The organism is Pseudomonas sp. IT-P253, assembly GCF_949768125.1.
In the GTDB taxonomy this organism is placed as follows: domain Bacteria; phylum Pseudomonadota; class Gammaproteobacteria; order Pseudomonadales; family Pseudomonadaceae; genus Aquipseudomonas.
Map to the genome: position 1 here is coordinate 56436 of NZ_CATKPT010000012.1, position 20266 is coordinate 76701.

Sequence of the window (20266 nt, forward strand, 5' to 3'; positions counted from 1 at the left end):
CGGGTTCTAGCGGATTTACGCGTTTTTACGGAACACAAACACCAGGCCGACGATGATCAGCAGCATGCCGAGCATGCTCAATGTCGCCAGTTTGTTGCCGAAAAACAGGTAGTCCATTATCGCCGTCACCGCCGGCACCAGGTAAAACAGGCTGGTGACATTCACCAGATTGCCCCGGGCGATCAAACGGTACAGCAGCAAGGTCGCCAGTACCGATACCACCAATCCCATCCACAACACCGGCACGATGAAACCGCTGCTGTATTCGACATCAAACGGCTGGAACGGCACGAATATCCCGCAGAGCAACAGTCCCGCCAGGTACTGCACGGGCAGCGTACCGAGCGGATTGTCGGTGATGCGCTTCTGCATGATCGAACCGAACGTCATGCTCGCCAGCGCCAGCAAACCGAAGAGCATGCCGGCCAGCGACATGCCGGCCAAGCCGATCCCCTGATAGACCACCATGATCAACCCGGCCAGCCCCAGGGTCAGGCCGAACATTCGGCTGGTTGATCGCTGACGCTCCATGATCACCACCGTGAGAATGGGCTGCACGCCCATGATCGTGGCCATCACGCCCGGCGTGACTTTCAGGTCCAGGGCCAGCAGATAGAAAATCTGATAAGCCCCCAGCAACACCACGCCCGTGGCCATCGCATACAGCATCGGCTTGCCGCCCTTGGGCAGTTTCAGCTTGAGCAACGGTACCAGCAGCACCAGGCCGCACAACGCAATGGCAAAACGAAACAGCAGAAAGGCAAAGGGCGACGCGTGGGCCAGCCCCCATTTAGAGAAGATCGCCCCGCTGCTCCATAGCAAAACGAACAGACTCGTAGACGCCGCCGCGAGCGCGGATTTTTTCGAAAGGACAAACATGAATACCACCTGTAGTCAGGCAAAAAGCCAACTCAGCCGAAGCTGAAATCCAGTAGTTTTTTCAGGCGAGCGTTTTTCAGAAGGGCATGGGAGCAGCAAAGAGCAGCTGATCAGCCCGAAACGCAAACACCCGGCGGTGATACGACTGCGTACACCGGCGTGCTACGGACAGGTGGGGGGTAATGACTGATCTGCGCAGGCTGCTGATTCCCGCACGGCACGACGCCAGCGTTGACCGCTGAATCGACTACCGCGTTGATGAGGGAAGCAGGCATGAGCTGATCTTTTTTGATGAAGTGGACGGCGAGTTAGAAATCACCGAGCGCCGACTATAACCAGCGGCCGGCGTGGATTGCAATGGTCTGGACAAGGGAACCGCTCAATTCCCTACGCGCCCTGTAGCAGCTGGTGAAGCCTGCGTTCGGCGGCTGTAGGAGCGAAGCTTGCTCGCGAAGAACGATAACGCGGTGTGTCAGAACTGACGCCTTCGCGAGCAAGCTTCGCTCCTACGGTAGCCGAACGCAGGCTGCTACAGGTCGTGTTACGGGCAGTTTTTCATTCTGGGACCGGAATCACCCAAACAGCCAATACCCCAACAACGTCAGCACCACCACCGCCAACACCGGCCGCATCACGCGGTAGGCCTTTGGATTGCGACGCTTCCACTTTTTGACCACACCACTGAACTTGTCGCTGGAGTTCTTGCTCCACGCATAAGCTCGGTTGATACCGCCCACGTGTTCGTCGTCGAGGTTCTGCGGCGCAGTCGCGCGACCCAGCCAGCCGCTGATGAAGCGGTTGATGCGGGTCATGACGCGGTTGCTCAGCGGTCGTTCAATGTCGCAGAAAAGGATGACGCGAGTCTTCTCGGTTTCGTTCTTGACCCAGTGCACGTAGGTCTCATCGAACATCACGTCTTCGCCATCGCGCCAGGCGTAGACCTGACCGTCGACAAAGATTCGGCAGTCATCGGAGTTCGGTGTCGACAGCCCCAGGTGATAGCGCAGGGAACCGGCAAACGGGTCGCGGTGCGGATTGAGGTGACTGCCGCCGGGCAGCAACGCGAACATGGCGCCTTTGACGTTCGGAATATTGCTGACCAATGCCACTGTTTTCGGGCACAGGGCTTCGGCGGATGGCAGGGGTTTGTCGTACCACTTGAGGTAGAAGCGCTTCCAGCCTTTCTTGAAGAACGAGCCAAAACCGGCGTCGTTGTTCTTTTCGGCGGCACGGATGTACCCCTCGTCGAACAGGTGCATCGCTTCATCGCGAATGACTTCCCAGTTGTCCTTGAGCACATCCAGTTCCGGGAACTTGCTGCGATCCAGATACGGTTTGGACGGCACGCCGGAGAACAAGTACATCAAGGCGTTGTAGGGCGCGAACAGCGCTGAGTGGTTGACGAACTGACGCAGGACCGGCAGGCGCGCCTTACCGCGCAAATGCACATAGAGGACGCTGCCGAGAAACAGCAGCAACACAGAAGTCTTTGCGGCAAAGGAAAAGGTCATCAACAACTCCTGAAAAATAGGCAACTTTGCGCAACGCCATTTACCCGACGTGACAGCCGGGCATGATAAACATTCCCGGCAACGGGAAACACCCGCATAAGCCAACATTCAGTGTTAAGGATTGTGCAATAAATCACTTAATTAACATAAAGCTCCTGAACGGGGACTGACCTGAATCAGTCCTGCTACAAGATCAAAAGATCGTCCGAACGCGGCCCGAACCTGCGGCAGCTCCTACTGCTGATTCTCCTGTTCGGTGAACAGATCGCTGAACAACATGCTCGACAAGTAGCGCTCACCCGAGTCCGGCAGGATCACGACGATGGTTTTGCCTTGCATTTCCGGGGTCTCCGCCAGGCGAACCGCTACTGCCATGGCGGCACCGCAGGAAATCCCGCACAAAATCCCTTCTTCTTGCATCAAGCGCAGCGCCATGGCCTTGGATTCGTCGTCGGTCACCAGCTCGACCCGATCGACGATCGACAGATCAAGGTTCTTCGGCACAAAACCGGCACCAATGCCCTGGATCTTGTGCGGGCTCGGTTTGATTTCCTGTCCAGCCAACGCTTGAGTGATGACCGGAGACGATACGGGCTCCACCGCCACCGAGATAATCGGTTTGCCCTGGGTATTCTTGATATACCGCGAAACCCCGGTAATGGTTCCACCTGTGCCAACGCCTGCCACCAGGACATCGACCGCACCATCGGTGTCGTTCCAGATTTCCGGGCCCGTGGTTTTTTCGTGGATGGCGGGGTTGGCAGGGTTATCGAACTGCGACGGCATGAAGTACGTGGCCGGGTCACTGGCAACGATTTCGCCCGCTTTTTCGATCGCACCCTTCATGCCTTTGGCGGGCTCGGTCAACACCAGTTCGGCGCCGAGTGCTTTGAGAACCTTGCGTCGTTCGATGCTCATGGATGCCGGCATGGTCAGCACCAATTTGTAACCACGGGCAGCGGCAACGAACGCCAGGCCGATGCCAGTGTTACCCGAGGTCGGTTCGACAATGGTCATGCCCGGCTTGAGTTTGCCGGTGCTTTCGGCATCCCAGATCATATTCGCACCGATCCGGCATTTGACCGAATAACCCGGGTTGCGCCCTTCGATCTTGGCCAGGATTGTCACGCCACGCGGGGCGATGCGGTTGATCTGCACCAGTGGCGTATTGCCGATGGAATGGGCGTTGTCAGCGAAAATACGGCTCATGGCTGGGTCCTTGTACAGCGTTGAATTAACTGCCAAAGGTATGCTTCTTGCCTGTAGTCGTCCAGTTCAGGCGAACGTCCAGGCACCGCAACAGTCAATGGCTTTACAACGCCAGAGATTTGCCATCATGAATCGTCGATACAGCTGGCCCCTATGGACCCTCGCCGGCGTCGTTGTGCTGCTGATTGCCTTGCACATCGCCTTGCCCTACATGGTGCGCAACTACTTGAACGACAAATTGGCGGACATGGGCGCCTACCGTGGCCAGATCAACGACGTCGACCTGGCCCTGTGGCGCGGTGCTTACAAAATCAATGGGCTGAAGATCGTAAAAATAGACGGCAAGATCCCGGTACCCTTCGTCAATGCGCCACTGATTGACCTCTCCGTCAGCTGGCATTCTCTCTGGTACAACCACGCGGTGGTGGCCGAGGTGCAGTTCTTTCATCCCGAGGTGAATTTCGTCGATGGCGGCGCCAACAAACAAAACTCGCAAACGGGTCAGGGCACTGACTGGCGAGCTCAACTGGGCAAGTTGTTGCCAATCACGTTGAACGAAGTGCGTATCTTCGACGGCAAGATCAGTTTCCGTAACTTCAATTCCAAGCCCCCCGTTAATATGAACGCCACCCAGGTCAATGCCAGCATTTTTAATCTGACCAACGTGGTCGATACCAAAGGCAAGCGAGATGCCCGCTTCGAAGGCAATGCGCTGCTATTGGGGCAGGCGCCATTGGAAACCACTGCCACGTTCGATCCGCTGAGCAACTTCGAAGACTTCGAATTCCGCCTGCGGGTCAAGGACATCGAACTCAAACGCATGAACGACTTCGCTTCAGCCTACGGCAAGTTCGACTTCAACGCCGGCCACGGAGATGTGGTGATCGAAGCGCAAGCCAAAAAAGCCCAATTAAACGGCTACATCAAACCGCTACTGAAGGATGTCGACGTGTTCAATTGGCAACAGGATGTTGAAAACAAAGACAAAGGGATTTTCCGATCCATTTGGGAAGCCATTGTCGGGGGCTCCGAAACAGTGCTGAAAAACCAGGCCAAGAATCAGTTTGCGACTCGCGTTGAACTCAGCGGCAGCGTACATCGACAAGATGTCAGCGCGTTCCAGGCGTTTTTGCAGATTTTACGCAATGGTTTCATTCAGGCATTCAATGCCCAGTATGAGCGGCCGAAGCCGGATGCGGGCTAAGGTTTTCGGGTGATCGTGTAGCGACCGCTTTCTTCAGCGGCCTGCGCCGGCCTCGATTGTTGCTGCAAGAAATCCCAGCCCAGACAGGCCAGTGCCAACGATCGAGGCACCGCGTCACGACCGCTGCTGTAGCGAGTAATGGTGCGGGCACTGACCCCAAGCGCTTCAGCCGCCTGACTCAGGGGCAAACCAGTACGGGCACGCCAATCGATGAAGATCCGCGTGTTTTCGTCGGACGCGTTTTGCGCGAGTGCGTCCAGATAGAGCGTATCGGCGCCGATCTGGATGTCCTGCTCGGGCCACTCGACGCTCCAACCCTCGTCGCCCAGGGTCGCACGTTCGAATGCACCCGCCTCCAGCAATGGCTGTAATCCGGGATAGGCGTGCAGGTCGCGGCTCAAATCGAGGGTCAACTGCTGGCCGTCGATAAACGTCAGCGCCAGGCGGTAACTCGTCAAAACCTGTATGGACGCCAGCCGTGGTCGTTTCATGGGTAACATCGTTTCCAATCCTCCAGTAGTTGCACTTGATGGGCCCTGACCCATGCCAGCGCTTCCTTGATGATCAGCGGCGGCGCCTTGCCGACCACCACTTCGACGGTTTCCAGGCTGAGCATCACGTCGAGTCCACCGCCCGTCAGGTGCACATGGGGTGGTGGGTGATCCTTCTCACGCAACTGAATGCGGTACGTATCGCGAAATCGATATTTAGTAGACATGCACCGCACACTATCGCCAATATGGCGATAGCTCAATACTGGCCAGCCGCCGAGACTGAGTCAAGATGTGACGCTCTATTCAGAGACTGAATAGGCCGTCTGCGTTCACAGTCGACCGGGCACCGCGTTATAGTCGGGCACTACAATTATTGCGCCCCGCCCTGCCCCGTCAGGTCGGCGTTACCGTTCGAGGATTTGCAAATGAAGTTCGAAGGCACCCAGGCCTATGTCGCCACCGATGACCTGAAACTCGCGGTCAATGCCGCCATCACCCTGGAGCGGCCGCTGCTGGTCAAGGGTGAACCGGGCACCGGCAAGACCATGCTCGCCGAGCAACTGGCCGAGTCCTTCGGCGCCAAGCTGATCACCTGGCACATCAAGTCCACCACCAAGGCACATCAGGGCCTGTACGAGTACGACGCGGTCAGCCGCCTGCGAGACTCGCAGCTGGGCACCGACAAGGTCCACGACGTTCGCAACTACCTGAAAAAGGGCAAGCTCTGGGAAGCCTTCGAATCAGAAGAGCGGGTGATCCTGCTGATCGACGAAATCGACAAGGCCGACATCGAGTTCCCTAACGACCTGCTGCAAGAACTCGACAAAATGGAGTTCTACGTTTACGAGATCGACGAGACCATCAAGGCCAAGAAGCGCCCGATCATCATCATTACCTCCAACAACGAGAAAGAACTGCCGGACGCCTTCCTGCGCCGCTGCTTCTTTCACTACATCGCCTTCCCCGACCGCGTCACGCTGCAGAAGATCGTTGACGTGCACTACCCTGATATCAAGAAAGACCTGGTCAGCGAAGCGCTGGACGTGTTCTTCGACGTGCGCAAGGTGCCGGGCCTGAAGAAAAAACCATCGACCTCCGAACTGGTGGACTGGCTGAAGCTGCTGATGGCGGACAACATCGGCGAAGCGGTGCTGCGCGAACGCGATCCGACCAAGGCCATTCCACCGCTGGCCGGCGCGCTGGTGAAGAACGAACAGGACGTGCAATTGCTTGAGCGCCTGGCGTTCATGAGCCGTCGCGGCACTCGCTGATCCCTCTGTTTAACAAGATAGAGGGCAACAGCCATGCTGCTTAACCTGTTCAATGAAATGCGTGCAGCCAAAGTGCCGGTCTCGGTACGCGAACTGCTGGACCTGATCAACGCGCTGAAACAGCGCGTGACCTTCGCTGACATGGACGAGTTTTATTACTTGTCACGGGCGATTCTGGTGAAGGACGAAAAGCATTTCGACAAGTTCGACCGGGCCTTCGGCGCCTACTTCAATGGCCTGGAAAAACTTGACGATCACCTTCAGGCGTTGATTCCTGAAGACTGGCTGCGCAAGGAATTCGAACGTTCCCTGACCGACGAAGAACGGGCAGCGATCCAGTCCCTCGGCGGCCTGGACAAGCTGATCGAAGAGTTCAGGAAACGCCTCGAAGAACAGAAGGAACGCCATGCCGGCGGCAACAAATGGATCGGCACCGGCGGCACCAGTCCGTTCGGTTCCGGTGGTTTCAACCCGGAAGGTATTCGGGTCGGTGATGCCGGCAAGCGCCAGGGCAAAGCAGTCAAGGTCTGGGATCAGCGCGAGTACAAGAACCTCGACGATTCGGTGGAGCTGGGCACGCGCAACATTAAGGTTGCCCTGCGCCGGTTGCGCAAATTCGCCCGTCAAGGCGCGGCGGAAGAGCTCGACATCGATGGCACCATCGACCACACCGCGCGCGATGCCGGCCTGCTGAACATCCAGATGCGTCCGGAGCGGCGTAACACCGTCAAGCTGTTGCTGTTGTTCGACATCGGCGGCTCGATGGACGCCCATGTGAAGATCTGCGAAGAGCTGTTTTCGGCCTGCAAGACCGAGTTCAAGCATTTGGAGTACTACTATTTCCACAACTTCATTTATGAATCCGTGTGGAAGAACAACATGCGCCGCACCTCCGAGCGCACGTCGACCCAGGATTTGCTGCACAAGTATGGCGCCGACTACAAAGTGATCTTCATCGGCGATGCCGCCATGGCGCCTTATGAAATTACCCAGGCCGGCGGCAGCGTCGAGCACTGGAACGAAGAAGCGGGTTACGTGTGGATGCAGCGCTTCAAGGAGAAGTTCAAGAAGCTCATCTGGATCAATCCGTATCCAAAAGATACGTGGGGCTATACGTCTTCGACCAATATCGTGCGCGATTTGATTGATGACCAGATGTACCCGCTGACGTTGCGGGGACTTGAAGAAGGGATGCGGTTTCTTTCCAAGTAATCTCTGTTGCCTGTTCGGACGCTTTCGCGAGCAGGCTCGCTCCCACATTGGACTTTGTGTTCGCTGGAGATCAACTGTGTGCGAGCCTGCTCGCGAAGCTTTAGCGATCTGAAAACCGCCGCAAATACTCAACTTGCTCCCGATGCGCCACCTCCTGCACCACCGGCCGCAACCGCACCTTCGCCCCCGGCAAACACTGCGCCAGCCGCGCCAGCGCCAACGGCGTCAACGCCCCCAATCGCGGATACCCGCCAATGGTCTGCCGATCATTAAGCAGCACGATCGGCTGCCCGTCCGGCGGTACCTGGACTGCACCCAGCGGGATACCTTCAGAAATCATCGGTTTGCCCTCGTACTGCAACGCCGTTCCCAGCAGGCGTATGCCCATGCGATCGGCACGGCTGTCGAGGGTCCAGACGCTGTTGAACGCGTCGAACGTACTTTGTCCGCTGAATTTGCCGATCTGTGCACCAAGCACCAAATCCAACGGCAAATTGGCGTTGAGGTCCGGCCGATGTTCTACCGGTAGCTCGCGCAGCAGCAACAACCCACTGCCGGAGTAACTCAACGGCGCGCCTTTGGCTAACGCCCTGCCCATTCCATCCAGGCCACCGAGCGCCTCACGGACCACCGTCGCACTGCTGCCCAACACCTTCGGCGCATCAAACCCGCCGGGCGCCGCGAGATAGGCCCGCGCCCCGAGCAGCGGTTGCGTGAACTGCAATCGCTGACCTTTGTTCAGCCTGAAACTGCGCCACGGCGCCAACGCCTCGCCATCCACCTGTGCGCCCAGATCCGCCCCGGCCAACGCCAGCACGCAGTCTTCTTCGGCCACCACGGTGAACCCGCCGAGGGTGATTTCGATTACCGGTGCATCCAGTCCATTGCCCAGCAGCCAATTGGCCCAGGACATCGATCGCCAATCCAGCCCGCCGCCCTGGGTAACGCCCAGGTGTCGCACGCCGAATCGCCCCGCGTCCTGCAACAGGCACAGTGGCGTACTCGCTTCTATCAATAGACGGCTCATGCCTGTGCCTCCAACGGCGTGTCGTCACCGCCCAGGTTGATGAACTCGGCATGGCCGATCGCCTCGAAACGCACCGTGTCGCCCGGTTGCATCAGGCTATAGCCGTCGCGCTCGCGGTCGAACAGTTTGGCCGGGGTACGGCCAATCAGGTTCCAGCCGCCGGGAGAAACCACCGGATATGCAGCCGTCTGCCGTTCGGCGATACCGACACTGCCGGCAGCGACCTTTTTGCGCGGAGTGTTCAGACGCGGCGCTGCGAGCACTTCCTCCACCAGCCCCATGAAAGCGAAGCCCGGTGCAAAGCCCAGCGCAAACACCTGATACTCGTGCTCGCTGTGGCGGCGGATCACCTCCGCCACCGCCAACCCGCTGCGCTTGGACAACAGATTCAATTCCGGGCCAACGCTCAGGTCATACCAGACCGGCAGTACATGACATTTGCCGAGGGTGTGAGCATTGGGCGACAGGTCGATCAAGGCTTGGGCGATCAGTTCCCGGGCCTGAGATGGATTCAGCGCCGTCAGGTCGTAATGCACCATCACCGTGGTATAGGACGGCACGAGATCGATCAAACACGTCCCGAACGCCGAACGCAGGCGTTCGCTGGCCGCGAGCATCCACGGCATGTTGGCTTCGGCGATTTCATCGAACAGACGCACCATCAAGCAATCCAGCGCCACCACCTCCACGCGAAGTTTCATGGCGCACTCTGCTGATCTAAGGCGGCACGAATACGCCGCACGGCGGCTACCGAACTGGCGTTGTCGCCGTGCACGCACAGGGTGTTGGCCTGCAGGTGCAAGGCGCTGCCATCGCTGGCGGTGAGGGCACCGCCACGGGCAATGATCAGTGCCTGTTCGATGATTTTCTCGGGATCGTGATGCACCGCCCCCGGCAATTGCCGCGACACCAGCATGCCCGCGCTGTCGTAAGCGCGATCGGCGAAGGCCTCGAACCACAGGGTCACGCCGTATTCATCGCCCAGTTGCTGGGCGGCGCTGTTGTCGCGAGTGGCCATCAACATCAGCGGCAACTGCCGGTCGTAGGACGCAACAGCCTGAAGCACTGCGCGCAATTGCGCCGGGTTGGCCATCATGTCGTTGTACATCGCCCCATGGGGCTTGACGTAACTCAGGCTCCCGCCCTGCGCCCGGCAGATGCCGTCCAGGGCGCCGATCTGATAATGCAGAATGTCTTGAAGTTCCTGAGCGGGGTAGGCCATGGAACGACGGCCAAACCCCACCAGATCCTGATAGGCCGGATGAGCACCGATCTGCACGCCGTGGCTCAGGGCCAGGCTGACCGTCTTGCGCATGATGCTCGGGTCGCCCGCGTGGAAGCCGCAGGCGATGTTGGCACAATCAATGAAGGGCATGACCTCGGCGTCCAGACCCATGGTCCAGTTGCCGAAACTCTCGCCGATGTCGCAGTTCAATAGCAGGCGGCTCACGGTGAACACTCCTGTAGGAATTATTCTCTTCAGATGTAGGCAGATTACTGCGCATCCAGTCGCTTGCCACGGGTTTCCGGCAAACTCAGTGCCGCGAGTATCACCACCCCGTAGGACACAGCCGCGAAAGCCCCGATTCCTACACTCAGTGGCACCGTTTGGCTAAGCAATCCAATCAATAGCGGAAACAACGCTGCCAGTGCCCGGCCAATGTTGTAGCAAAAGCCCTGCCCCGAACCGCGAATCCGCGTCGGAAACAGTTCGGTCAGAAACGCGCCCATGCCGCTGAAAATCCCCGAGGCGAAGAAGCCCAGCGGAAAACCCAACCAGAGCATCACACCGTTACTGACGGGCAATTGGGTATAGAGCAGAACGATGGTGAACGAGCCGACCGCGAACAGAATGAAGTTCTTTTTACGACCGAGGATGTCAGTCAAATACGCGCTGATGACATAACCAACGTAGGAACCGATGATCACCATCGCCAGATATCCGCCCGTACCGAGTACGCTTAAACCGCGCTCATTCTTCAGAAAGGTCGGCAGCCAGGAGGTAATCGCGTAGTAACCGCCCAGTGCGCCGGTGGTCAACACCGAAGCGCGAATCGTAGTGAAGAGGATGCCTGGCGCGAAAATCTCGTAGAACTTCGCCGGGTTGCTCGGTTCTTGCCTGGCTTTGGCTTCGCGATAAATCTCCGGGTCCTTGACCAGCCGGCGGACGAAGATCACGAAAATCGCCGGTACGATGCCAAGGATAAACAGTGCGCGCCAGGCGTCTTCCGGCGGCAATACCGAGAACAGCAGCGCATACAGAATCGCCGTCAGCCCCCAACCCAACGCCCAGCCCGATTGCACCATGCCCACCGCTTTACCACGGTCCTTGGCGCGAATCACTTCACCCATCAGCACTGCACCGGCCGTCCACTCACCACCGAAACCGAAGCCCATCAAGGTTCGGCTGATCAGCAGTTGTTCGTAGTTCTGGGCAAAGCCGCAGAGAAAAGTAAAGAAGGCAAACCACAACACTGTCAGTTGCAAGGTGCGTACGCGACCGATGCGGTCGGACAGAATCCCCGCCACCCAACCGCCGATGGCCGAGGCGATGAGCGTGCTGGTGTGAATCAGCCCGGCCTGCCCGGTGCTGATGCCCCACATCGCAATCAGGGTTGGCACCACGAAGCTGAGCATCTGGGTGTCCATGCCGTCCAGACCGTAGCCGATCTTGCAGCTCCAGAAGGTGCGGCGCTCTTGTTGATTGATGTTGCGGTACCAGTCGAAAGGTCCCGGTCGAGCCGTCGCCTTGGGGATGTCGAGCGTGTCGGGCGCACTCATGGCAAATCTCCGAGCTAATTTTATTGGTATTGTTCTGAGCCCCGACGACGCCTATCGTGGGAACCGGATGCGCCGATTTTTGGGCGCCAGGCCCTGCCAAGTCCAACTAATAAAACCCCGCCTTAGACATAAGAAAACTTTATATCCACGAGCTGACCCCATGAACCTGAAGTTTCTCGAGACCTTCGTCTGGGTCGCCCGACTCAAAAGTTTCCGCCTGACAGCTGACAAGCTCTTCACCACCCAAGCGTCGATTTCCAGCCGCATCGCCGTGCTCGAAGGCGAGCTCGGAGTGAAGTTGTTTTTGCGTGATTCGCGCGGCGTGAGCCTGACGCCCGAAGGGTTGAAAGTGCTCGAATATGCCGAGCAGATGATGGACACCATGCAAGCCCTCAAGCAGTCGATCGAGACGCGCTCGAGCAAGGTCGGACGCGTGCGGATCGGCGTCATGGACACGGTCATCCACACCTGGCTCAGCCCGTTAGTGGCGCAGATGACGGATCACTATCCGCTGGTGGAAATCGAGCTGGTGGCCGATACCTCGCTCAACCTCTGCGATCAGCTGCAAAAAGGCTTCCTCGACCTGATCCTGCAAACCGACTTGCTGCGCCAGGAAAGCGTGCGCAGCCTGGAGCTGGCCAGCCACCCCATGGGCTGGATTGTGGCCACTAACTCGATCTACAACCGCAAGTATTCGGGCATCACCGATCTGGCCCGGGAACGGGTCATTACTTACTCGAAAAACTCCCATCCCCATCAGGATGTCTTGAGTCTGATGCAGGCCAACGGCGTCATGGCGCCACGGCTGAACTGCGTGAATTCGGTATCGGCGATTACCCGGTTGCTGCGCGACGGATTTGGCATCGGCGCACTGCCGCCAGTACTGGTGACCGAGGAACTGGCGCGGGGGGAATTGACCTTGCTGGCCATTGAACAACGACCACCGAATTTACCAGTCGTGGTGTCATGGCGGATTGGCGTGGAGTGGGTCGAGGAGATTGTTGCGTTGTGTCAGCAGGTGCTGGAGGCGTATGCGCGCAAGGTGGGCAAGGACTACCTCGTCCTGGCGAACTAAGCTTTTGTAGCAGCTGGCGAAGCCTGCGTTCGGCTGCGCAGCAGTCGCAAAATCAGTCACTGCGGTTTTCCAGATAAATCGAATTCGCTGGATTGACGACTGCTTCGCAGACGAACGCAGGCTTCGCCAGCTGCTACAGGAGTCAGTGAGTGGCTTAGAGGCCGCGCACATCCCGATCTTCAATCGGCCGGCTCTGGCGCAGGCGTTTGCCGCCCAGCACCACCCAGTCGATCAACCGGAACAGACATTCGATCCCGAACGACAACAGCAGCGCGCCGCTCATGCCCCAGATCATCGCTTGCGGTGTCAGCAGAATCTGGTAGCTGTAGCCATTCCAGGTTTCCTTGCGAATGTCCGGGTCAGCCGCCAACGCCACTTGCAGCATGCGGATGTACCACGGCCCCTGCATGGCCTGGAACTGCTTAACGAGTGCCAACTGGCGGGACAGCAAGGTGCTCAGGCTCTCGGCATCGCTACGGAAAATCGGGTCTTCGCTGGCGCGGTAATGGGCGACCAGATCCTGCATGTCACCCTTGAAAAACTGATTGGCTGTGCCCTGAAAACCGCTCAAAGCGGTCTGCGCCTCAATCAAATGCGCTTCAACCCGCTTGGTGTAATCGCTGATGAACCCCGGCACCTGGACGCCAATCAACAGGCCCGCCGCAAACAACACCAGCCGTAGATAACTGAGCAACATGGGGAAGAGATCCTTATTCGGTCTTGCCTTGGCTGACGCATTCGCCGCGTCGCCAGAGGCTCCATTGGCCCGGTTCATAGCGGGTCCAGGTTTCGTTTTCGGTCAGGGGTTCGGTGGCGATCACCGTAACCACGTCGTTGGGTGTGGTTTCGGCCTGGAAATCGACGATCACATCGACATCCTTCAAACGTGCCGGGCCGAAGGGCGCACGACGGGTAATCTGCGCCAATTTGGTCGAGCAGTAACAGAACAGCCAGTCGCCATCACTGAGCAAGCAATTGAACACGCCCTTGCTGCGGTATTCGGCGCAGGCGGCCACCAGGTCCGGCAGCAATGCTTCGACCTCGACCGGTTCCGGGAACGCCGCCCGCACGCGGTTGAGCAAATCGCAGAAGGCCGCTTCGCTGTCGGTATCGCCAACGGGGCGATAGAAACTGGCGGTCGGTTGAAAGTCCGCGAGCTGGCCATTGTGGGCGAAACACCAGTTGCGCCCCCACAGTTCGCGCACGAAAGGATGGGTGTTGGACAGGCAGACCTTGCCGACGTTGGCCTGGCGAATATGCCCGATCACCACTTCGCTCTTGATGGGATAGCGCTGCACCAGGTTCGCCACTTCGGACTCGCTACTTGCCGCCGGGTCCTGGAACAGTCGCAGGCCACGGCCTTCGTAGAAAGCGATGCCCCAGCCGTCACGGTGCGGCCCGGTACGGCCGCCACGTTGCATCAGCCCGGTGAAGCTGAACACGATATCGGTCGGCACATTGGCGCTCATGCCCAATAACTCACACATGCTCGGACTCTCGCTTCAAGGCAGGGGCAAGGCTACAAACGCGGTTCGACCCGTAACCGCTGAGGGTTGCTCGGGACGGGCGGACGACCATAACGATCATCGCCGGCACCGCCGAAAGGCTGGTCATCTTCCGGCTCCTCAGCCTTTTGCGCAGCTTGCGCGGCGGCAGCCCGTTCCTTGCGAGCCTTGGACGCGCGCTCGATAGGGAAGCGGATCACCACGAAAACCAGGTAGATGCCGAAGGCGATCATGCCGTACATGAACAGATCGGAAATCGCCCGCCAGACGTTGTTGCCCACCTTGAAGGCGAGGTCCAGGGCGGTGATGGCGATGGCCGGCGCGACCTTTTCCTTCACCGGGTCGATGATGGTCGGGGTGAACAGCAACACGGCCATCAGCAGCCGCAGTGGCTCACGCAGCCAGCGCCACATCCAACGGGTCATCCGCATCCACACTAACAAGCAGCCTAAAGCGGCAAAGGCGTAGAGGCCCCAAGCGATCAGATAGTCGTTCTCGGTCATGGTGTCCATGGCAAGGCAGGCAAAGAGGCGCTTATAGTAACGACTTTTCGCACATCAGGCTTGCCCATGTAGGAGCGAGCTTGCTCGCGATAGCGGTGGATCAGTCAACAGAGATGTTGAATGTACTGGCCTCTTCGCGAGCAAGCCCGCTCCCACAGGTTGCGAAATTCCTATTCAGTACATTGTTCGAGAGCCCTCCATGCCCCTATCCGCCAACGTTTCCGACGCTCCGATTGCCCGCAAGGCCGACGGCGATGACCCGTATGCCTGGCTGCAAGAGCGTGACACCGATGCGGTGCTCGACTACCTGAAGGCTGAAAACAGCTATCAAGAGGCACAAACCGCCGATCAGGCCAAGCTGCGTGCAACCCTGTTCGAAGAGATCAAGAGCCGGATTCTCGAGACGGATTTGTCCTTGCCCTCCCCTTGGGGCCCGTACCTGTATTACACGCGCACCACGGCGGGTGACGAATACGCCCGCCATTACCGCTGCCCACGTCCAGCCGATGACAGCCTGCAGCTTGACGAAAGCCGGGAAGAACTGCTGCTGGACCCGAACGTACTGGCCAATGGCGGCTTCTTCTCCCTCGGCGCGTTCAGCGTCAGCCCCGATCATCAGCGCCTGGCCTACAGCCTCGACACCACCGGCGATGAGATTTACACGCTATTCGTGAAGGAATTATCCGACGGCCGCGTCAGCGAACTGGAGTTTCAGGACTGCGACGGCAGCATGACCTGGGCCAACGACAGCCTGACGCTATTCTTCGGCGAGCTGGACGATACCCATCGCCCGCACAAACTGATGCGCTATCGACTGGACGGCACCGCGGCCGAAGAAGTCTTCCATGAGCCAGACGGTCGATTCTTTTTGCATTGCTACCGCTCCAGCTCCGAGCAGCAATTGCTGCTGTCTCTGGGCAGCAAGACCACCAGCGAAGTCTGGGTCCTCGACGCGAACCAGCCGCAGCAGGCCTTTACCTGCCTGGCGCCACGCGTTGAAGACCACGAGTACGATGTCGATCACGGCGCGCTCGACGGCCAATGGGCCTGGTTCATACGGACCAACCGCGACGGCATCAACTTTGCGCTGTACCACGCCATCGACACGGGCGTGGCGCCAACCGAAGCCGACTGGCAGAACCTGATCCCGCACAGCGACACCGTGATGATCGACGGCATGAGCCTGAATGCCGGCGCCATGACCCTGAGTTTGCGCGAGGGTGGCTTGCCCATCATCGAAGTCCATCCGCAGGACCTGCCGAGCTACCGCGTGCAACTTCCAGATGCGGCTTACAGCCTGCACGTACAGAACAGTCTGGAATTTGTCAGCGATAGAGTCCGTTTGCGCTACGAGGCATTGAACCGTCCGGCGCAAATCCGCCAGCTTGAGCTGGGGAGCGGCACGCAAAAAGTCCTCAAGGAAACCCCGGTGCTCGGCCCTTTCGACGCCGACGCCTACGTCAGCCAGCGCCTGTGGGCGACGGCGCCTGACGGTACGCAAGTGCCGATCAGCCTCGTGGTCAAACGCGAAGCGCTCGGAAAACCTGTACCGCTGTATCTGTACGGCTACGGCGCCTACGGAGAAAGCCTCGACCCGTGGTTCTCTCACGCTCGCCTCAGCCTGCTGGACCGCGGCGTGGCGTTTGCCATCGCTCACGTGCGTGGCGGTGGTGAACTGGGCGAAGCCTGGTATCGCGCCGGCAAGCAAGAACACAAACACAACACCTTCAGCGACTTCATCGCCTGTGCCGAACACCTGATTGCCAATGGCTTTACCACGCCATCGCAATTGGCGATCAGCGGGGGCAGCGCCGGAGGCCTGCTGATCGGCGCGGTGCTCAACATGCGGCCGGAGCTGTTCGGCGCCGCCATAGCCGAAGTGCCGTTCGTCGACGTGCTCAATACAATGCTCGACCCGGACCTGCCGCTGACCGTCACCGAATACGACGAGTGGGGCAATCCTGAAGAGCCGGACGTTTATGATCGGATCAAGGCCTACGCCCCGTACGAAAACGTCACCGCGCAAGCGTATCCGCCCACTTTGGTGATTGCCGGCTACAACGACAGTCGCGTGCAGTACTGGGAAGCGGCCAAGTGGGTGGCGAAATTGCGCGCGACCAAAACCGACACCCACCCTCTGCTGCTCAAGACCGAATTGGGTGCCGGGCATGGCGGGATGAGCGGTCGATACCAGGGATTGCGTGACGTAGCACTCGAATACGCATTTGTTTTCAAGGTTTGGGGTATCAACTGAGGAACTCGGCCCGATTATTCAGTCTTAACACCAGACACCGGGCTGACGTTGCCCCTTGTAGCAGCTGGCGAAGCCTGCGTTCGGCTGCGCAGCAGTCGTAAAATGGCCAACGCGGTTCGCCAGATAAACCGAGAAAACCGGTTTTACGTCTGCTATGCAGCCGAACGCAGGCTTCGCCAGCTGCTACAAGGATTCGAGAGACCTGAACAGCAACAGACACAAAAAAGAACGTGACGACATGTCAGAACCGACCCTACTGAACAACGAAATTCGCGACTGGCTGATGGATTGCGGCCTGTTCGATCAACTGCTGCCCGTGGACTTCGCCGCCGCTTCGGGCTACTTCAGCATTAGCACCGTCGCCCAGGGCGAAGAGATTTTCCACGAGGGCGATGCCGGCAGCTTCATGTGCATCATCCACTCCGGCCAGGTGGCCGTGCAGAAAACCAACGGCGAGGGGCAATTGGTGACCATGGCCACCTTGCGCAGCGGTCGCTCGTTCGGTGAAATGGCGGTGCTCGACGGCGAGCGACGCTCGGCCAGTTGCGTGGCCGCCAGCAACTGCCAGTTGCTCAATCTGGGCAAGGACTCACTGGAAAAGATGATCAACGACGCGCCGAAAATCGCCGCGAAGATCATCCGCGCCCTCGCCGTTGCCCTGTCCAAACGCTTGCGGATGGCCGACGGACAACGGCTTTCACAGCAAGTCTAACCGCCCGGTGCTTTGGTTTTCGACGGGTTTTGCTCCATCCCCGGCAGGGGTTGGTCCTTGGTCGGCGGGCTCGGCATTTCTATGGGCACCAAGGGCGGTCCTGCGCTGCCAGGGCTGACTTTAGGCACTGGGGCGGGGCTGATTTGCGGATACGGCGTCGGGGTCGCGGTGCCCGGTGAGCCGGGCATCGGTGCCGGACTGGTCGGAATGCTTTGCTGCTCCTGGGCCTGCGCTGCAGTTATCGAGAGCGCGGCCAAGGCAATGACCGTTAGAATGGTGCGCTTCATCAATGGCTCCGTTGGCCTTGTTGTCTGCTTGCAGGCTACTCCCAACTGCGTTCGTTTGCCCTCCCCCTTGCCCATTCTTCTCAAGAGAGCCCCATGAAACGTTTCGTTCTGCTCGACACCGCCCCTATTCCTGAAAACGGCGGTGCCCTGTGCCTGTTCGAATACGGAGAGGATTTCGTCATCAAGATCCAGGGCGGCGACGGCGGGCAGTTGATGAACACCCGCATGCATGGTTCCGAAGATGCCCTGGCCGAGATCCCGTGCCGCAAGGTTGCCGGTCGGCCGAACTCACGGGTATTGATCGGCGGTCTGGGCATGGGTTTCACCCTTGCCTCGGCCCTCAAACATTTGGGCAAGAGCGCTGAAGTCGTGGTCGCCGAATTGGTGCCCGGCGTGGTTGAGTGGAACCGTGGAGTGCTGGGGGAAAAAGCCGGGAACCCACTGCTTGACCCGCGCACGGTGATCCGCCTGGAAGACGTGGCGAAAGTTCTGCAAGCCGAGCCACAAGGGTTCGACGCGATCATGCTCGACGTCGACAACGGCCCTGAAGGCTTGACTCAGCGGGCCAACAGCTGGCTGTACTCCGCTGGCGGCCTGAGCGCCTGCGCCAAGGCCCTGCGGCCCAAAGGCGTGCTGGCCGTATGGTCGGCCAGCGCCGACAAGCAGTTTTCCGACAAACTGAAGAAGGCCGGGTTCAAGGCCGAGGAAGTGCAAGTCTTTGCCCACGGCAATAAGGGCACCCGGCACACCATATGGATTGCCGAGAAGCTCAAGGGCTGAGCTAAACTCCACCTATACCGTCATTAGTCATTTAACAAAGGTGAACCCATGAGTTCGTCCACCCCAACCAACACGTCGAAGCTGGACCGCATTCTCGCCGACAACCAGCGCGACAGGGAAATGGGCTACCGCGACAAGGCCCTGAAAATGTACCCGCACGTGTGCGGGCGCTGTGCCCGTGAGTTCTCTGGCAAACGCCTGAGCGAACTGACCGTGCACCACCGCGACCACAACCACGACAATAATCCACAGGACGGTTCGAACTGGGAATTGTTGTGCTTGTTTTGCCATGACAACGAACACTCCCGTTATACCGATCAGCAGTATTTCGGCGAGGGCTCGCTCAGCAGCCCGAAAATCGCCAAGGCGACGCATAATCCGTTTGCGGCGTTGGCGGGGTTGATGAAGAAAGAAGACTGAAGGTCTTCAGCGCCTGGACTGCCCTCTTCGCGAGCAGGCTCGCTCCCACATTGGTTTTGTGTAGACCGCAAATCGAATGTGGGAGCGAGCCTGCTCGCGAAGGGGACAGTCCAATCACCACCAATCTCAAACCGAACACCCCTCCCCCAATCCCCGTATAATCGCCGTTTTTTCCCCGAAGGCACCCCGCTCGTGGCAGACAAACGGTACAGCTGCATTGGTTTGTATAACCCCAAATCACCGGAAAACGTCGGTTCGGTAATGCGCGCCGCCGGCTGCTATAGCGTGGCGTCCGTGTTCTACACCGGTAAGCGCTATGAACGCGCCGCCGACTTCGTCACCGACACCAAGCGCGTCCACTACGACATTCCGCTGATCGGCATCGACGATCTGAAAAAAATCCTGCCGCTGGGGTGTGTACCCGTCGCCGTCGAACTGGTCGAAGGTGCCCGCTCGCTCCCGGAATACACCCACCCGGACCGCGCCCTCTATATTTTTGGCCCGGAAGACGGCTCGCTGGATAAAGAAATCCGCGACTGGTGCGAAGACGTCGTCTACATTCCGACCACCGGCTGCATGAACCTGGCCGCTACCGTCAACGTCGTGCTCTACGACCGCATGGCCAAGGGGCTCAACACCCGTTCCGGGCCGAAATTCCGCTGATTGATCGTACATCCAATGGAACGAGCTACCCGCCCGGGCAGTCAGCTTAACTATCTATTCTTGAAGCCTGGAGACAGATCATGAGCGAACTCAACCGCGTAGAGCGCATCGAATCCACCCCGTTCCAGACTCACCCCGACCAGAATGTTCAGGGTTGGGAGCGCATAGGCTCCCTGGCGGGTGGCGTGGTCATGATCGGCAAGGGCCTGCGTCGCGGCGGCGTGTTCGGCTTGATTCAAGTGGCGATTGGCGGCGTGGCGTTGGCTCGCGGTATTACCGGGCACAGTTCGGCCAAGAGCCTGCTGGAGAAAAGTCATCAGGACATGAACAACGTTCGGGCGAAGATTCAGCGTACCGGGGAAGAGTTGAGTCAATTGAAAGCGAATGCCGAGGCGGCGACCAGGACGGCTACTGTGACGGGCAATGATTCGTTGAAATCGCCAAAAGCAGGGGTTTGATCCGCAAGATTCGTTGAGGCT

General features: G+C 58.9%; 23 protein-coding genes. 10 read left to right on the top strand and 13 right to left on the bottom strand.

All coding sequences use genetic code 11. From position 1 onward, the window contains the following. Positions 1 to 15: 15 nt before the first annotated feature. The 3 genes from ACM6IR_RS08770 to cysK form a co-directional block, all read right to left on the bottom strand. A complete protein-coding gene (locus tag ACM6IR_RS08770) occupies positions 16 to 879 on the bottom strand; it encodes a DMT family transporter (protein WP_414907347.1) in 864 nt (287 codons plus the stop codon). Between the two features lie 572 nt (positions 880 to 1451). Further along, entirely contained in the window at positions 1452 to 2390 is a 939-nt protein-coding gene (locus tag ACM6IR_RS08775; RefSeq protein ID WP_414907348.1) for an aspartyl/asparaginyl beta-hydroxylase domain-containing protein, read from the bottom strand. 234 nt (positions 2391 to 2624) lie between these two features. Beyond that, a complete protein-coding gene (gene cysK / locus ACM6IR_RS08780; protein ID WP_414907349.1) occupies positions 2625 to 3599 on the bottom strand; it encodes a cysteine synthase A in 975 nt (324 codons plus the stop codon). A gap of 127 nt (positions 3600 to 3726) precedes the next feature. Here cysK and ACM6IR_RS08785 point away from each other — a divergent pair, with 127 nt between their 5' ends. After that, positions 3727 to 4803 (top strand): DUF748 domain-containing protein, encoded by a 1077-nt coding sequence (locus ACM6IR_RS08785; RefSeq protein WP_414907350.1) that lies wholly within the window; start codon positions 3727 to 3729, stop codon positions 4801 to 4803. On the opposite strand, the gene ACM6IR_RS08790 is transcribed toward ACM6IR_RS08785, so the two are convergent. Both ACM6IR_RS08790 and ACM6IR_RS08795 read right to left on the bottom strand, forming a co-directional pair. After that, complete coding sequence (locus tag ACM6IR_RS08790; protein ID WP_414907351.1) at positions 4800 to 5303, bottom strand: DUF2442 domain-containing protein; 504 nt, start codon at positions 5301 to 5303, stop codon at positions 4800 to 4802. The two genes, ACM6IR_RS08785 and ACM6IR_RS08790, sit on opposite strands and share 4 nt — an antisense overlap. After that, entirely contained in the window at positions 5291 to 5521 is a 231-nt protein-coding gene (locus ACM6IR_RS08795) for a DUF4160 domain-containing protein (protein WP_414907352.1), read from the bottom strand. The genes ACM6IR_RS08790 and ACM6IR_RS08795 overlap by 13 nt, the downstream gene beginning before the upstream one ends. 201 nt (positions 5522 to 5722) lie before the next feature. Here ACM6IR_RS08795 and ACM6IR_RS08800 point away from each other — a divergent pair, with 201 nt between their 5' ends. Both ACM6IR_RS08800 and ACM6IR_RS08805 read left to right on the top strand, forming a co-directional pair. Beyond that, complete coding sequence (locus tag ACM6IR_RS08800) at positions 5723 to 6568, top strand: AAA family ATPase (protein ID WP_414907353.1); 846 nt, start codon at positions 5723 to 5725, stop codon at positions 6566 to 6568. Between the two features lie 33 nt (positions 6569 to 6601). Then, positions 6602 to 7780: a vWA domain-containing protein gene (locus tag ACM6IR_RS08805; RefSeq protein WP_414907354.1), complete on the top strand. Its 1179-nt coding sequence runs from the start codon at positions 6602 to 6604 to the stop codon at positions 7778 to 7780. A 100-nt stretch (positions 7781 to 7880) separates the two neighbouring features. On the opposite strand, the gene ACM6IR_RS08810 is transcribed toward ACM6IR_RS08805, so the two are convergent. The 4 genes from ACM6IR_RS08810 to ACM6IR_RS08825 are packed head-to-tail and all read right to left on the bottom strand — an operon-like array spanning position 7881 to position 11588. Next, positions 7881 to 8807 carry a biotin-dependent carboxyltransferase family protein gene (locus ACM6IR_RS08810; RefSeq protein WP_414907355.1) on the bottom strand — a complete coding sequence of 309 codons (927 nt, stop codon included), beginning with the start codon at positions 8805 to 8807 and terminating at the stop codon, positions 7881 to 7883. Further along, positions 8804 to 9508, bottom strand: a complete 705-nt coding sequence (locus tag ACM6IR_RS08815; RefSeq protein WP_414907356.1) for a 5-oxoprolinase subunit B family protein — start codon at positions 9506 to 9508, stop codon at positions 8804 to 8806. The genes ACM6IR_RS08810 and ACM6IR_RS08815 overlap by 4 nt, the downstream gene beginning before the upstream one ends. After that, the gene (locus ACM6IR_RS08820) at positions 9505 to 10257 is read right to left on the bottom strand and encodes a 5-oxoprolinase subunit PxpA (protein WP_414907357.1); all 753 of its coding nucleotides are present in this window, start codon (positions 10255 to 10257) and stop codon (positions 9505 to 9507) included. The genes ACM6IR_RS08815 and ACM6IR_RS08820 overlap by 4 nt, the downstream gene beginning before the upstream one ends. A 44-nt stretch (positions 10258 to 10301) precedes the next feature. Further along, positions 10302 to 11588 (bottom strand): MFS transporter, encoded by a 1287-nt coding sequence (locus tag ACM6IR_RS08825; RefSeq protein WP_414907358.1) that lies wholly within the window; start codon positions 11586 to 11588, stop codon positions 10302 to 10304. 160 nt (positions 11589 to 11748) lie between these two features. Here ACM6IR_RS08825 and ACM6IR_RS08830 point away from each other — a divergent pair, with 160 nt between their 5' ends. Then, positions 11749 to 12663, top strand: a complete 915-nt coding sequence (locus ACM6IR_RS08830) for a LysR family transcriptional regulator (protein WP_414907359.1) — start codon at positions 11749 to 11751, stop codon at positions 12661 to 12663. A 154-nt stretch (positions 12664 to 12817) separates the two neighbouring features. Here the strand turns inward: ACM6IR_RS08830 and ACM6IR_RS08835 are convergent, their stop codons facing one another. Genes ACM6IR_RS08835 through ACM6IR_RS08845 form a run of 3 tightly spaced genes read right to left on the bottom strand, consistent with a single transcriptional unit; the run spans position 12818 to position 14680 of the window. Then, positions 12818 to 13360, bottom strand: a complete 543-nt coding sequence (locus ACM6IR_RS08835; RefSeq protein WP_414907360.1) for a DUF2937 family protein — start codon at positions 13358 to 13360, stop codon at positions 12818 to 12820. A gap of 13 nt (positions 13361 to 13373) precedes the next feature. Then, positions 13374 to 14150: a class II glutamine amidotransferase gene (locus ACM6IR_RS08840; RefSeq protein ID WP_414907361.1), complete on the bottom strand. Its 777-nt coding sequence runs from the start codon at positions 14148 to 14150 to the stop codon at positions 13374 to 13376. A gap of 32 nt (positions 14151 to 14182) precedes the next feature. Next, positions 14183 to 14680: an MFS transporter gene (locus ACM6IR_RS08845; protein ID WP_414907362.1), complete on the bottom strand. Its 498-nt coding sequence runs from the start codon at positions 14678 to 14680 to the stop codon at positions 14183 to 14185. Positions 14681 to 14870: 190 nt separating this feature from the next. Here ACM6IR_RS08845 and ACM6IR_RS08850 point away from each other — a divergent pair, with 190 nt between their 5' ends. Further along, on the top strand, positions 14871 to 16925 hold the full coding sequence (locus ACM6IR_RS08850; RefSeq protein WP_414907363.1) for a S9 family peptidase: 2055 nt from the start codon (positions 14871 to 14873) through the stop codon (positions 16923 to 16925). 238 nt (positions 16926 to 17163) lie between these two features. Next, positions 17164 to 17637 carry a cyclic nucleotide-binding domain-containing protein gene (locus ACM6IR_RS08855; RefSeq protein WP_414907364.1) on the top strand — a complete coding sequence of 158 codons (474 nt, stop codon included), beginning with the start codon at positions 17164 to 17166 and terminating at the stop codon, positions 17635 to 17637. Here the strand turns inward: ACM6IR_RS08855 and ACM6IR_RS08860 are convergent. After that, positions 17634 to 17924 (bottom strand): hypothetical protein, encoded by a 291-nt coding sequence (locus ACM6IR_RS08860; RefSeq protein ID WP_414907365.1) that lies wholly within the window; start codon positions 17922 to 17924, stop codon positions 17634 to 17636. The genes ACM6IR_RS08855 and ACM6IR_RS08860 overlap by 4 nt on opposite strands. 93 nt (positions 17925 to 18017) lie before the next feature. On the opposite strand from ACM6IR_RS08860, the gene ACM6IR_RS08865 reads away from it, so the two are divergent. From ACM6IR_RS08865 to ACM6IR_RS08880, 4 genes are all read left to right on the top strand, one after another. Then, positions 18018 to 18704, top strand: coding sequence for a spermidine synthase (locus tag ACM6IR_RS08865; RefSeq protein ID WP_414907366.1), 687 nt, complete (start codon positions 18018 to 18020; stop codon positions 18702 to 18704). Between the two features lie 48 nt (positions 18705 to 18752). Then, the gene (locus ACM6IR_RS08870) at positions 18753 to 19124 is read left to right on the top strand and encodes a YajD family HNH nuclease (protein WP_414907367.1); all 372 of its coding nucleotides are present in this window, start codon (positions 18753 to 18755) and stop codon (positions 19122 to 19124) included. Positions 19125 to 19316: 192 nt separating this feature from the next. Then, positions 19317 to 19787 carry a TrmH family RNA methyltransferase gene (locus tag ACM6IR_RS08875; RefSeq protein WP_201119185.1) on the top strand — a complete coding sequence of 157 codons (471 nt, stop codon included), beginning with the start codon at positions 19317 to 19319 and terminating at the stop codon, positions 19785 to 19787. Between the two features lie 80 nt (positions 19788 to 19867). Then, on the top strand, positions 19868 to 20245 hold the full coding sequence (locus tag ACM6IR_RS08880) for a DUF2892 domain-containing protein (protein ID WP_414907368.1): 378 nt from the start codon (positions 19868 to 19870) through the stop codon (positions 20243 to 20245). Positions 20246 to 20266 lie beyond the last annotated feature (21 nt).

What these genes read in the sequence shown, in the direction of transcription:
- ACM6IR_RS08815 (WP_414907356.1), bottom strand. Translation starts at nt 9,508, where the DNA reads ATGAAACTTCGCGTGGAGGTGGTGGCGCTGGATTGCTTGATGGTGCGT.
- ACM6IR_RS08800 (WP_414907353.1), top strand. Translation starts at nt 5,723, where the DNA reads ATGAAGTTCGAAGGCACCCAGGCCTATGTCGCCACCGATGACCTGAAA.
- ACM6IR_RS08805 (WP_414907354.1), top strand. Translation starts at nt 6,602, where the DNA reads ATGCTGCTTAACCTGTTCAATGAAATGCGTGCAGCCAAAGTGCCGGTC.
- ACM6IR_RS08865 (WP_414907366.1), top strand. Translation starts at nt 18,018, where the DNA reads ATGAAACGTTTCGTTCTGCTCGACACCGCCCCTATTCCTGAAAACGGC.
- ACM6IR_RS08850 (WP_414907363.1), top strand. Translation starts at nt 14,871, where the DNA reads ATGCCCCTATCCGCCAACGTTTCCGACGCTCCGATTGCCCGCAAGGCC.
- ACM6IR_RS08860 (WP_414907365.1), bottom strand. Translation starts at nt 17,924, where the DNA reads ATGAAGCGCACCATTCTAACGGTCATTGCCTTGGCCGCGCTCTCGATA.
- ACM6IR_RS08810 (WP_414907355.1), bottom strand. Translation starts at nt 8,807, where the DNA reads ATGAGCCGTCTATTGATAGAAGCGAGTACGCCACTGTGCCTGTTGCAG.
- ACM6IR_RS08785 (WP_414907350.1), top strand. Translation starts at nt 3,727, where the DNA reads ATGAATCGTCGATACAGCTGGCCCCTATGGACCCTCGCCGGCGTCGTT.
- ACM6IR_RS08855 (WP_414907364.1), top strand. Translation starts at nt 17,164, where the DNA reads ATGTCAGAACCGACCCTACTGAACAACGAAATTCGCGACTGGCTGATG.
- ACM6IR_RS08840 (WP_414907361.1), bottom strand. Translation starts at nt 14,150, where the DNA reads ATGTGTGAGTTATTGGGCATGAGCGCCAATGTGCCGACCGATATCGTG.
- ACM6IR_RS08880 (WP_414907368.1), top strand. Translation starts at nt 19,868, where the DNA reads ATGAGCGAACTCAACCGCGTAGAGCGCATCGAATCCACCCCGTTCCAG.
- ACM6IR_RS08835 (WP_414907360.1), bottom strand. Translation starts at nt 13,360, where the DNA reads ATGTTGCTCAGTTATCTACGGCTGGTGTTGTTTGCGGCGGGCCTGTTG.
- ACM6IR_RS08845 (WP_414907362.1), bottom strand. Translation starts at nt 14,680, where the DNA reads ATGGACACCATGACCGAGAACGACTATCTGATCGCTTGGGGCCTCTAC.
- ACM6IR_RS08870 (WP_414907367.1), top strand. Translation starts at nt 18,753, where the DNA reads ATGAGTTCGTCCACCCCAACCAACACGTCGAAGCTGGACCGCATTCTC.
- ACM6IR_RS08790 (WP_414907351.1), bottom strand. Translation starts at nt 5,303, where the DNA reads ATGTTACCCATGAAACGACCACGGCTGGCGTCCATACAGGTTTTGACG.
- ACM6IR_RS08770 (WP_414907347.1), bottom strand. Translation starts at nt 879, where the DNA reads ATGTTTGTCCTTTCGAAAAAATCCGCGCTCGCGGCGGCGTCTACGAGT.
- ACM6IR_RS08775 (WP_414907348.1), bottom strand. Translation starts at nt 2,390, where the DNA reads ATGACCTTTTCCTTTGCCGCAAAGACTTCTGTGTTGCTGCTGTTTCTC.
- ACM6IR_RS08795 (WP_414907352.1), bottom strand. Translation starts at nt 5,521, where the DNA reads ATGTCTACTAAATATCGATTTCGCGATACGTACCGCATTCAGTTGCGT.
- cysK (WP_414907349.1), bottom strand. Translation starts at nt 3,599, where the DNA reads ATGAGCCGTATTTTCGCTGACAACGCCCATTCCATCGGCAATACGCCA.
- ACM6IR_RS08830 (WP_414907359.1), top strand. Translation starts at nt 11,749, where the DNA reads ATGAACCTGAAGTTTCTCGAGACCTTCGTCTGGGTCGCCCGACTCAAA.
- ACM6IR_RS08825 (WP_414907358.1), bottom strand. Translation starts at nt 11,588, where the DNA reads ATGAGTGCGCCCGACACGCTCGACATCCCCAAGGCGACGGCTCGACCG.